Annotated in this window: 1 pseudogene; it reads left to right on the top strand. The window is 74.5% G+C overall.

Annotated features, from left to right (window positions below):
* A pseudogene (locus tag ABD308_RS32840) lies at positions 1-314 on the top strand (hypothetical protein); the annotation flags it as partial.
* Positions 315-444: the final 130 nt, after the last annotated feature.

The following is a 444-nucleotide window of genomic DNA, read 5'->3' as shown; positions in this document are numbered from 1 at the left end:
CGGCGCCGCCGAAGGCACAGCCCACCAAGCCCGCCGCTCCGGCCACCACCCCCAAGCCGCAGCCGACGCCCGCCAAGGCCGAGCCGCAGCCCAAGGTCACCACCGCCCAGCCGCCGACCGACCCCGACCCGGCGCCCGCCGAGACCAAGGCCGCGGCGGCCACCGGTGACTGCGAGATCAAGTCGAACGCCGGCAACTGCTACAAGGCCGGCCAGTTCTGCCGCAACGACGACCTCGGCAAGAGCACCCACGAGGCGAGCGGCCGGGTGATCACCTGCCGGATGGTCAGCGGCAAGCCGCACTGGCAGGCGTGAGCCCGCCACCGGACCGGCACGGCTCAGGGCGACTCGGCGAGCGTGCTCCAGAACATCCGCTCGTACGCCTGTAGCAGCCGGCCGTACTCGCGGGCGGCGTCGAGGTCCGGACCGGCGGTGACCCCCGCCG

The sequence above is a fragment of the Kitasatospora putterlickiae genome (assembly GCF_039527695.1).
GTDB lineage: Bacteria > Actinomycetota > Actinomycetes > Streptomycetales > Streptomycetaceae > Kitasatospora > Kitasatospora putterlickiae.
This window is presented reverse-complemented; position numbering and strand designations above follow the sequence as displayed.